Source organism: Rhodococcus sp. P4_F3_2 (genome assembly GCF_056401335.1).
In genome coordinates this window covers 1-505 of record NZ_JBFUJN010000163.1, presented here as the reverse complement: position 1 = coordinate 505, position 505 = coordinate 1, and the positions used below count along the sequence as shown (strand labels likewise).

Annotated in this window: 1 protein-coding gene; it reads right to left on the bottom strand. The window is 28.3% G+C overall.

Annotated features, from left to right (window positions below):
- Positions 1-267: 267 nt before the first annotated feature.
- A partial coding sequence (locus AC1DWA_RS33245; protein ID WP_477917718.1) for a hypothetical protein occupies positions 268-505 on the bottom strand: 238 nt, incomplete at its 5' end.

Here is a 505-nt window from a genome sequence, read left to right as displayed (position 1 = left end):
AAATATTTCCCATTTTAAGTTTCTCATTTGTATCAACAATAGTAAGTTCAAAATGGGGGCTTTCGAAAAATAAGTCATATAAGTTATAATCTTTTTTTCCTATAACCGAAAATGCAAAACCAATCTTTTTAAGCTTTCTATGGTATACATCTTTAGTTACCATAATGGAWTTTGTTGGARATRATATACRAAARGGCTCTTTATGGAAAAATAAATARGCACCTTGATAARATAGGGGTGCTTTTACGTATTTATTTCTTCTTTACCCTAAAGTAATTCTTTCTTTAACGTATCAAAGTCTCTTTTAGCTACTTTTTCAATCTTATCAAATAATTCATCACCTTTGATTAATCCTTTTTCTTCTAGTATTTCTTCTAACGCTTTAAATCTTACTCTAGATAAAACAACCTCATTTACGGCATTAACCATCAACTTCTGATCTTTTGTAAGTTCTTTTTCTTTGACTGGTTCTTGTTGTAACTTAATTCTAAATACGACTTTTGTG